The sequence below is a fragment of the Streptomyces sp. NPDC005402 genome, from assembly GCF_040606575.1.
Lineage (GTDB): Bacteria > Actinomycetota > Actinomycetes > Streptomycetales > Streptomycetaceae > Streptomyces.
The window spans coordinates 67467-77073 of sequence record NZ_JBEXFB010000032.1; the positions used below are offsets into that span (position 1 = coordinate 67467).

6 protein-coding genes and 1 pseudogene are annotated in these 9607 nt (G+C 69.5%); all 7 read left to right on the top strand.

The window, feature by feature from the left end:
• The first annotated feature begins 75 nt into the window (after positions 1-75).
• Complete coding sequence (locus ABZT02_RS40330) at positions 76-1473, top strand: extracellular solute-binding protein (protein ID WP_356027098.1); 1398 nt, start codon at positions 76-78, stop codon at positions 1471-1473.
• A gap of 103 nt (positions 1474-1576) precedes the next feature.
• A complete protein-coding gene (locus tag ABZT02_RS40335; RefSeq protein ID WP_356027119.1) occupies positions 1577-2515 on the top strand; it encodes a sugar ABC transporter permease in 939 nt (312 codons plus the stop codon).
• A complete protein-coding gene (locus tag ABZT02_RS40340) occupies positions 2512-3459 on the top strand; it encodes a carbohydrate ABC transporter permease (protein ID WP_356027101.1) in 948 nt (315 codons plus the stop codon). Before ABZT02_RS40335 ends, ABZT02_RS40340 begins: the two co-directional genes overlap by 4 nt.
• A 67-nt stretch (positions 3460-3526) precedes the next feature.
• Positions 3527-5674, top strand: coding sequence for a beta-galactosidase (locus ABZT02_RS40345; RefSeq protein WP_356027103.1), 2148 nt, complete (start codon positions 3527-3529; stop codon positions 5672-5674).
• A gap of 106 nt (positions 5675-5780) precedes the next feature.
• Complete coding sequence (locus ABZT02_RS40350; protein WP_356027106.1) at positions 5781-7586, top strand: RICIN domain-containing protein; 1806 nt, start codon at positions 5781-5783, stop codon at positions 7584-7586.
• A 126-nt stretch (positions 7587-7712) separates the two neighbouring features.
• A complete protein-coding gene (gene araB, locus ABZT02_RS40355; RefSeq protein WP_356027108.1) occupies positions 7713-9395 on the top strand; it encodes a ribulokinase in 1683 nt (560 codons plus the stop codon).
• A gap of 30 nt (positions 9396-9425) precedes the next feature.
• Positions 9426-9607 (top strand): annotated as a pseudogene (locus tag ABZT02_RS40360) (L-arabinose isomerase); the annotation flags it as partial.

Below are 9607 nucleotides of genomic sequence, written 5' to 3' on the forward strand. Positions count from 1 at the left end.
CTTCCTCTTCCTCGTCACCCTCATCGCACGCCCGTGCTCGGCGTGCCATTCCTCAGCCATCGGCGGGAGTTCGTCATGCGCAGATCCCACTCCACCCCAAGCCAGTCCCAGATGAGCCGTAGGCTCCTGCTCACCACCGCGGGAGCGGTGTCGTTGGGCGCCGCTCTGTCCGCCTGCGGAGGCGGTGACAGCGGCGGCGGCTCCGCTTCCTCGTCCTCGAAGCCGGTCAGCCAGGCCGACATCGACAAGGCGATGAAGACGCCGACCCAGCTGACGTTCTGGACGTGGGTCCCGGACATCGACCAGGAGATCGCGCTCTTCGAGAAGAAGTACCCGGCGATCAAGGTCAAGGTCGTCAACGCGGGCCAGGGCGTGCAGCACTACACGAAGCTGCGCACGGCGATCAAGGCCGGCAGCGGCGCCCCGGACGTGGCACAGATGGAGTACCAGGCCATTCCCACGTTCACGATCACGGACAGCCTCCTGGACCTGAATCCGTTCGGCGCGGCCAAGCTGAAGGACACGTTCGTCGACTGGACCTGGGGACAGGTCAGCGGCCCCAAGGGCGAGATCTGGGCGATCCCGCAGGACACCGGTCCGATGGGCATGCTGTACCGGGCGGACATCTTCGAGAAGCACGGCATCGAGCCGCCGAAGACCTGGGACGACTTCGCCGCCGCGGCACGCAAGCTGCACAAGGCCGACCCGGAGGTCTATCTGACCAACCTGGCCGGGAACGAGGCGGCCGCCTGGCACGGCCTGCTCTGGCAGGCGGGCGCCAAGCCGTACGCGACCTCCGGCAAGGGCAACGTCACCATCGACGTCGACGACGCGATCTCCAAGAAGCTCGCCGCCTACTGGGGCGGCCTGGCTCAGGAGGGTGTCATCGGCGTCGAGCCGGACTTCACCGACGCCTGGTTCTCCGCGCTGAACAAGGGCAAGTACGCCACCTGGATCACCGCTGCCTGGGGGCCGGTCTTCCTCGCCGGTTCGGCCAAGTCCACCGCCGGCAAGTGGCGGGCGGCCCCGCTGCCGCAGTGGGACGCGTCGAAGCCGAGTTCGGGCAACTGGGGCGGTTCGACCAGCGCGGTCATCAAGCAGACCAAGAACCCCATCGCGGCAGCGGTGTTCGCGCAGTTCCTCAACAGCGACCCGGCCAGCGCGAAGCTGTTCAACACCAAGCAGTCGTTCTTCCCGGCGACGAAGCCCCTGCTGGAGGACCCGTCCTTCACCGGTGCCGCGGCCTCCTTCTACGGCGGCCAGAAGGTCAACCAGGCCTTCGCCGACATCGGCGAGACGGTGAGCCCCGCCTTCCAGTGGCCGCCGTTCCTCGACCAGGCCGTCACCGACTGGACCGAGACCGTGGGCACGGCTCTCACCAGGAAGAAGGACGCCGTCGCCGCGCTCGACGCGTGGCAGTCGCGGCTCACCACCTACGCCAAGGCCCAGGGCTTCACCGTCAAGGCCCCGTGACGACCGGCGGGTCCCGTGCCGAGGCCCTGCGGCAGCGACACGGGACCCGCGCCCGGCCGGCCCCTCCCACAAGGCCGGCCCCTCCCACCAGAAAGGCCCGATGATGACTGCCACGACCGTGGCCTCCACCGAGGAGCCGCGCCGAGCGGGGCCGAAGCGTCGCCCACTCGGTGGCCTGCGCCAAGGTGCGGCAGGTCCCCTGTTCGTCGCACCGTTCATGGTGCTGTTCCTGCTGATGTTCCTCGCCCCGCTGGGCTATGCCGCCTACCTCAGCCTGTTCCAGGAAAAGCTCATAGGCGGGAACACGTTCGTCGGGCTGGACAACTACGTGACAGCCCTGAAGGACCCGCTCCTGCACAAGGGAGTCCTGCGGGTCGCGACGTTCTTCGTGATCCAGGTCCCGCTGATGCTCCTGCTGGCTCTGGTCTTCGCTCTCGTGCTCGACAGCGGTCTGCTGCGGCTCGCACGGGTGATCCGCCTGGGCATCTTCGTTCCCTACGCCGTCCCGAGCGTGGTCGCCACCCTGATGTGGGGCTACCTCTACGGGCCGGACTTCGGGCCGTTCGCCCAGCTGAGCGAGAAGCTCGGTCTGCCGATCCCGCACTTCCTCAGCGACGGATGGATGCTGGGCAGCCTGGCGAACATCGTGACCTGGGAGTTCGTCGGCTACAACATGATCATCCTGTACGCGGCACTGCGGACCGTCCCCCAGGAGCTGTACGAAGCGGCGGCGATGGACGGTGCCGGTGCCTGGCGGACCGCCTGGTCCATCAAACTCCCGGCCCTGCGCCCCGCGCTGCTCCTCACTCTGCTGTTCTCCGTGATCGGCAGCTTCCAGCTGTTCAACGAGCCGAAGCTGCTGCAGCCCATCGCGCCCGACGTCATCGACAACGCGTTCACGGCGAACCTCTACGCCTACTCCCTCGCGTTCACCGGCCAGCAGGTCAACTACTCGGCCGCGGTGTCCTTCTTCCTCGGCCTGGTCATCGTGATCTTCTCCTACGCCGTCCTGTTCATCGCGAACCGCAGGAGGACCTCGTGACGACCACGTCTTCCCCTTCCACGTCCCGGCCGGCCCCGCACGCCACCACGCCCGGCACACCGCGGACCGCTCGCGGACAGCGCCGGCGCTCGACCGGTCGCCGCAGCACACCGCTGACCATCGTCATGCTGGCCGTCCTGGCCTACTTCCTGCTGCCGCTGTTCTGGCTCGCCGTCTCCTCGACCAAGAGCACCCAGGACCTGTTCACCAGCTTCGGTCTGTGGTTCTCGCACACGCCGCAACTGCTCACGAACGTCCGGGAGACGCTCACCCACGACGACGGGGTCTTCCTGCACTGGCTGCTCAACACGGTCCTGTACTCCGTCGGCAGCGCGCTCGGAGCCGCCCTCCTGGCCGCGGCCGCCGGCTACGGGTTCGCCAAGTACCGGTTCCGGGGCAACAACGCGGCCTTCGCCCTCGTACTGGGCGCCATCATGATCCCGACCACCGCCCTGGCCATCCCCACCTATCTGCTCTTCGCGAAGGTGGACCTGGTCAACACCCCCTGGGCCATCGTCCTGCCCTCCCTGGTCAGCCCGTTCGGCCTCTACCTCATGCGCATCTACGCCGCGGACGCCGTCCCGGACAGCCTCCTGGAGGCCGCGCGCATCGACGGGGCCGGCGAACTGCGCATCTTCCTGACGATCGCGCTGCGGCTGCTGGCTCCGGGGCTGGTGACCGTCGTGCTCTTCACGCTCGTGGCGACCTGGAACAACTACTTCCTGCCGTTGATCATGCTGAACGACCCGAACCTGTACCCCGTCACGGTCGGCCTCTCGTCCTGGGCGTCGCAGGCGTTCGGCGGCGGCAGCGGCGCGAACAGCAACATGCTCGCGCTCGTGGTGACCGGTTCCCTCATCTCCGTCATCCCGCTCGTCGTCGCCTTCCTGCTCCTGCAGCGGTACTGGCAGAGCGGTCTGGCCGCCGGCGGCGTCAAGCAGTGACACCCGCGTCGGCGTCAGCGCCGACGCACCGGCCCATCCCCCCATTGACTCTTCCGGAGGTTCCCCCATGGCGGTCCTGCCCGCCCACGTCCTGTTCGGTGCCGCGTACTACCACGAGTACACGCCCGCCTACGACCCTGAACTGCGGCCCGACGAACGGCTGAAGACCGACCTCGACCTCATGGCGGAGGCCAACTTCACCGTGATCCGGGTGGGGGAGTCGGTCTGGTCGACCTGGGAGCCCGAGAACGGCCGCTTCGACCTCGACTGGCTGCAGCCGGTCCTCGACGGCGCCCACGAGCGCGGCATCTCCGTCATCCTCGGCACCCCGACCTACGCCGTGCCGCCGTGGCTGGCCCGCCAGTACCCGGAGATCACCGGCGAACGGCGCACCGGCGAGCGCATCGGCTGGGGCGCCCGGCAGGAGGTGGACTTCACCCACCCCGCCTTCCGCTTCCACGCCGAGCGGATCATCCGCAAGATCGTCGCCCGCTACGCCGACCACCCCGCGGTCATCGGCTGGCAGGTCGACAACGAACCCGGTCTGCACCTCTTCCACAACCACGGCGTCTTCCAGCGGTTCGTGGACCAGCTGCGCGACAAGTACGGCGACGTCGAGACCCTCAACCGCGAGTGGGGGCTGGTGTACTGGTCGCACCGCCTGTCCACCTGGGCCGACCTGTGGACCCCGGACGGCAACGAACAGCCCCAGTACGACGTCGCGTGGCGGGAGTTCCAGGCCCGCCAGGTCACCGAGTTCATCGGCTGGCAGGCGGACATCGTCCGCGAGTACGCGAGCCCTGAGCACTTCGTCACCACGTGCATCTCCTACACCCGCCAGGGCGTGCAGGACGACGAGATGAGCGACCGCCTCGACATCGCGTCGGGCAACCCGTACTACGACATGCAGGACGGGCTGCTGCTGCCCGACCCCACACCCGACGAGCACGAGCAGATCTGGAAGACCACCGGCGTCTGGTCGATGTACCAGACCGCGGACTGGATGTTCTCCTCCCGCCAGGAGCCCTTCCTCGTCACCGAGACCAACGCCAACTCCATCGGCTTCCCCTGGGACAACCGGCCCGGCTACGACGGCCAGTGGCGCCAGGCCGCCTGGGCGCACGTGGCCCGGGGCGCGCGGATGATCGAGTACTGGCAGTGGCAGACCCTGCGCTTCGGCGCCGAGACGTACTGGGGCGGAGTCCTCCCGCACAGCGGACAACCCGGCCGCACTTACGCCGAAATCGCCCGCCTGGGCGCCGAGTTCACGAAGGCCGGACCGCTCGTCGCCGGACTGGAACCGGACGCCGACATCACGATGGTCTACTCGACGCCCAGCAAGTGGCTGATGCAGAAGTACCCGCCGCTGTCCAAGGCGGACGGTTCGCCGGACCCGGCCGCCTACCACCGCATCTTCGACCCCTTCTACCGCGGCGCCTTCGACGCCGGCCGCCAGGTGCGGATCGTGCACGCCCGGCAACTGTACGAGCGGACGGCACCGGAGGAGGCCGCCCGCCGCCACCCCGTGCTGGTGGTACCGGCGCTGTACATCGCCCCCGACGCGACGCTCGACTGGCTCGCCGCCTACGCCCACGCCGGCGGCCACCTCGTGCTCGGCCCGCGCACCGGATACGCCGACCACGAGGCCCGCGCCCGGCACGAGAAGGCACCGGGACGCCTCACCGAGGCGGCGGGCGTCTCCTGCGACGAGTTCAGCAACCTGGCGGGGACGGTCCCGGTCCGCGGCGTACCCGGTGGCCCGCTCCAGGTGCCCGCGGAGGCGACGGCCACGCACTGGGCCGAGGGCATCACGGTCGCCGACGCCGAGGTGCTGGCCTCCTACGAGCACCCGCACTTCGGGCACTGGCCGGCCGTCACCACGCACCGCCACGGCGCCGGCCGGGTCACCTGTGTGGGGACCGTGCCCGGACGTGACCTCGCCCGGACGCTGGCCGCCTGGATGGTGCCGACCCCGCGTGACGGCTGGCAGGGGCTCCCCCCGTCCGTGACCGCCACGACCGGCACGGCCCCCGACGGACGCCGCGTCCACATCGTGCACAACTGGAGTTGGGAGCCCACCCGGGTCCAGTCACCGGTGGACCTGGCCGACGTCCTGAACGACGACCTCGTGCCGTTCGGCGCGGAGTTGGACCTGGGCCCGTGGGACGTCCGCGTCCTCGTCGCCGAGGAACGCGGTACGACCCCGGACGCCTGAGCGGCCGTCCCTTCCTGACCGGGTCACCGCGCGACCCCACGGAGCAGTGCACCGCGCCGGTGACCGAAGCCCCCGCATCACCGTGATCATTTCTGAAGGAGGAGTTATGCAGAGAAGAACTCTGGGAAGGGCGCTGGGTACCTTCGGCGCGGCGGCCGCGCTGCTGGCCATCCCCGTGTCCGGTGCGCAGGCGTACAACCCGACGGGTGGGATCCTCTACCAGCTCGGCAGTGATGCGTGCCTGAAGGGACGCGGCAACTGTGCCGTCTACCCGAAGTCGGCGCAGCTGCCCGGCGGGCGGCTGGTCGCGTCGTTCGAGAAGTCGACCGTCGTGCCGAAGTCGGGCAGCGCCGACGGGCAGACCCTGCCCGTCTACAAGAGCGACGACCACGGCACCAGCTGGCAGCCGCTGTCCGAGGTCAAGGCCCCGGCGTACCTCTCCAATGACCCCAAGTACGCCAAGTACACGAGCAACTGGACCAACCCGTACCTCTACGTGCTCCCGCAGAACGTCGGCGGGCTGAAGGCCGGCACGCTGCTCCTGGCGAGTGTCGTCTCCGGTGACGACTACTACTACAAGGAGCACAAGGCGGCCGACCCGAACTGGACGCCGAACAACGACGGCGACCGCAGCGACATGGCCATCGCCCTGTACTCCAGCACCGACCAGGGCAGCAGTTGGAAGGTCGTGAACGTCGTCTCGACCGGCGGCTGGCAGGGCGGCAGCGCGGGCGCGGTCGGGCAGAACATCGCGGCCGCCAACAAGTACCAGCAGGTCGACCCGCTCTGGGAGCCGTACCTGATGGTCCACCAGGGCAAGCTGGTCTGCTATTACTCCGACGAGAACGACTACACCGGCTTCGACCCGGTCACCGGCGTCCCGAAGAAGGACCCCGCCAACGACACGGCGACCGACTCGCACGGCCAGATCCTCGTCCACCGCACCTGGGACGGCAGGAACGCCGCCTGGAGCGCCCCCGTCGTCGACATCTCCGGATCCCTCCAGGACATGGGCGGCGGCAAGACCGAGATCGGCGGCGGACGGCCGGGCATGACCAACGTCGTCCGCACGACGGACGGCAAGTGGATGCTCACCTTCGAGTACTGGGGCGGCGGGGCCAACACCCGCTACGCCATCGCCGACGACCCGCTGAAGTTCTTCCGCGGCAGCCAGACCGGCATGTCCGTCGGCTCGCTCCCGGTCGTCTCCGGGTCCCACCCGCTCGTCGGCGGCGGCAGCCCAGTGCTGATCCGGCTGCCCGACGGACGGCTGGTGTACAACGCGTCGAACAGCGGAGACGTCTGGGTCAACGAGAGCGGACGCAGCGACGGCGTGTGGACGGAGTACCAGACCACCTCGCCGGCCGGCTACAGCCGCAACCTCCAGTACGTCGACGGCACCGGCCGCATCGCGATCCTCAACAACCAGGGCACCTCGACGATCGCCTACGCCGAGGTCGACCTCGGCGACTCGGACGGCACCTACTACCGGCTCGTCAACCGCAAGACGGGCCAGGTGATCGGCACCGGCAACAAGACCAACGACGCGAACCTCGGCAACGCGGACACGCCCGACGTGGTTCTCGAGGACGCCGGGGCCGCGGCGGACCCGGACACCCAGTACTGGCACGTCGTGACCGAACCGAACGGCGGCACCACCCTGCTGAACAAGTCGGGCGGCCGCGCTGCCGCCATCTGGACCGGCAACGCCACGGCAGGCCAGCGGATCGGCCAGTGGGTCGACGACAGCCCGTCGGGCAGCTGGAACCTCGTCAAGAACCCCGACGGCTCCTACCGGCTCCAGGCGGCCAAGAACACCGCCCTCTACCTGACCGGAGCGTCCGCGGGAGCACCGCTGACCCTCCAGAACGCCGCCGACGACGGCTCACAGGACTGGAAGCTCGTCCGCTAGGCCCTCTGCCTGGTCGGGCTCCGGTGACCGAGCCGGAACCCGACCAGGTTCCCCGGGTCCGGCAGGGCGCCGTACTCCACCCATGAATCCGAACAGCATCCGACATACCGAACAGAAGGCGGTGTCATGGTGAACGCCGAGAACAGACGAGAGGCCCGTCCCGACACCTATGTCGTCGGGGTCGACTTCGGAACGCTCTCGGGGCGGGCCGTGGTGGTCCGGGTGTCCGACGGCGCCGAACTCGCCGCCGCCGAGCACCCGTACACGCACGCGGTCCTCGACCGCCGGTTGCCCGACGGAATCCCGCTGCCGCCGGACTGGGCCCTCCAAGTGCCCTCCGACTACATCGACGTCCTGCGCAACGCCGTGCCCCAGGCCCTCGCGGACGCGGGCGTCCGGCCCGAGCAGGTCATCGGCATCGGCACCGACTTCACCGCCTGCACGGTGCTGCCGGTCCTCGGCGACGGCACACCCCTGTGCGAGCTGCCCGAGTACACCGCCCGCCCGCACGCCTACGTCAAGCTGTGGCGACACCACGCCGCACAGGCCCAGGCCGACCGGATCACGGAGCTCGCCGCGGCGCGCAAGGAGCCGTGGCTGGCGCGGTACGGCGGGAAGATCTCCTCGGAGTGGGAGTTCGCCAAGGCGCTTCAGCTGCTGGAGGAGGACCCCGAGCTCTACGACCGGACCGAGCGCTGGATCGAGGCGGCCGACTGGATCGTGTGGCGCCTGTGCGGCACGTACCTGCGCAACGCCTGCACCGCCGGCTACAAGGGGCAGTACCAGGACGGCGGTTACCCCTCCCGCGACTACCTCGCGTCGCTCAACCCGGGCTTCGGCGACTTCGTCACCGACAAGCTCGACCACCCGATCGGGCAACTCGGCGCGCGCGCCGGGGGATTGACCGCCGAGGCCGCCGCCTGGACCGGGCTGCCCGAGGGCATCGCGGTGTGTGTCGGGAACGTGGACGCGCATGTCACCGCCCCCGCGGCGACGGCGGTGGAACCGGGCCGGATGGTGGCCATCATGGGCACCTCCACCTGCCATGTGATGAGCTCCGACCAGTGGGCCGAGGTGCCCGGCATGTGCGGTGTCGTCGACGGCGGCATCCTGCCGGGTCTGTGGGGCTACGAGGCCGGGCAGAGCGGCGTCGGCGACATCTTCGGCTGGTTCGTCCGCACGAGCTTTCCCGCCTCGTACGCCGAGCAGGCCGCCGCGCTCGGCCGCGATCCACACGAACACCTCACGGCCCTGGCAGCCGAGCAGAAGGTGGGCGAACACGGCCTGATCGCCCTCGACTGGCAGAGCGGCAACCGTTCCGTCCTGGTCGACCACGACCTCAGCGGACTTCTGGTGGGCCTGACCCTGTCCACCGGCCCCGAGGACGTGTACCGCGCCCTGCTGGAGGCCACCGCCTTCGGCACGCGCACCATCATCGAGGCGTTCACGGCATCCGGCGTTCCCGTCCGGGAGCTGATCATCGCGGGCGGGCTGACCAAGAACGCCCTGTTGATGCAGATCTACGCCGACGTCACCCGGCTCCCGCTCGGTGTCATCGACTCCGCTCAGGGCCCGGCGCTCGGCGCGGCGATGCACGCGGCAGTCGCCGCCGACGCCTACCCGGACATCCGTGCCGCCGCCCACGCCATGGGCAAGGCACGTCCGGCCGTGTACCTGCCCGACCCCGACCGGGCCGTCGCCTACGACCGGCTGTACGCCGAATACCGCTTGCTGCACGACCACTTCGGCCGAGGGGCCAACGAGGTCATGCACCGGCTGCGCCGCATCCGCGCGCAGGCCTCCGCCTGAGACAACCGCCCCTCTCGAAAGGAATCTCTCATGGGAACCGACACCACCCCCTACCCCGACCAGGAGATCTGGTTTCTCACCGGAAGCCAGGGCCTGTACGGGGACGACGTCCTGCGCCAGGTCGCCAAGCAGTCCCAGAACATCGCCGAGATCCTCGGCGGCCCCGGGAAGATCCCGGTCAGGATCGTGTGGAAGCCGGTCCTGACCGACGC

What these genes read in the sequence shown, in the direction of transcription:
- ABZT02_RS40330 (WP_356027098.1), top strand. Translation starts at nt 76, where the DNA reads ATGCGCAGATCCCACTCCACCCCAAGCCAGTCCCAGATGAGCCGTAGG.
- ABZT02_RS40335 (WP_356027119.1), top strand. Translation starts at nt 1,577, where the DNA reads ATGACTGCCACGACCGTGGCCTCCACCGAGGAGCCGCGCCGAGCGGGG.
- ABZT02_RS40345 (WP_356027103.1), top strand. Translation starts at nt 3,527, where the DNA reads ATGGCGGTCCTGCCCGCCCACGTCCTGTTCGGTGCCGCGTACTACCAC.
- ABZT02_RS40350 (WP_356027106.1), top strand. Translation starts at nt 5,781, where the DNA reads ATGCAGAGAAGAACTCTGGGAAGGGCGCTGGGTACCTTCGGCGCGGCG.
- araB (WP_356027108.1), top strand. Translation starts at nt 7,713, where the DNA reads ATGGTGAACGCCGAGAACAGACGAGAGGCCCGTCCCGACACCTATGTC.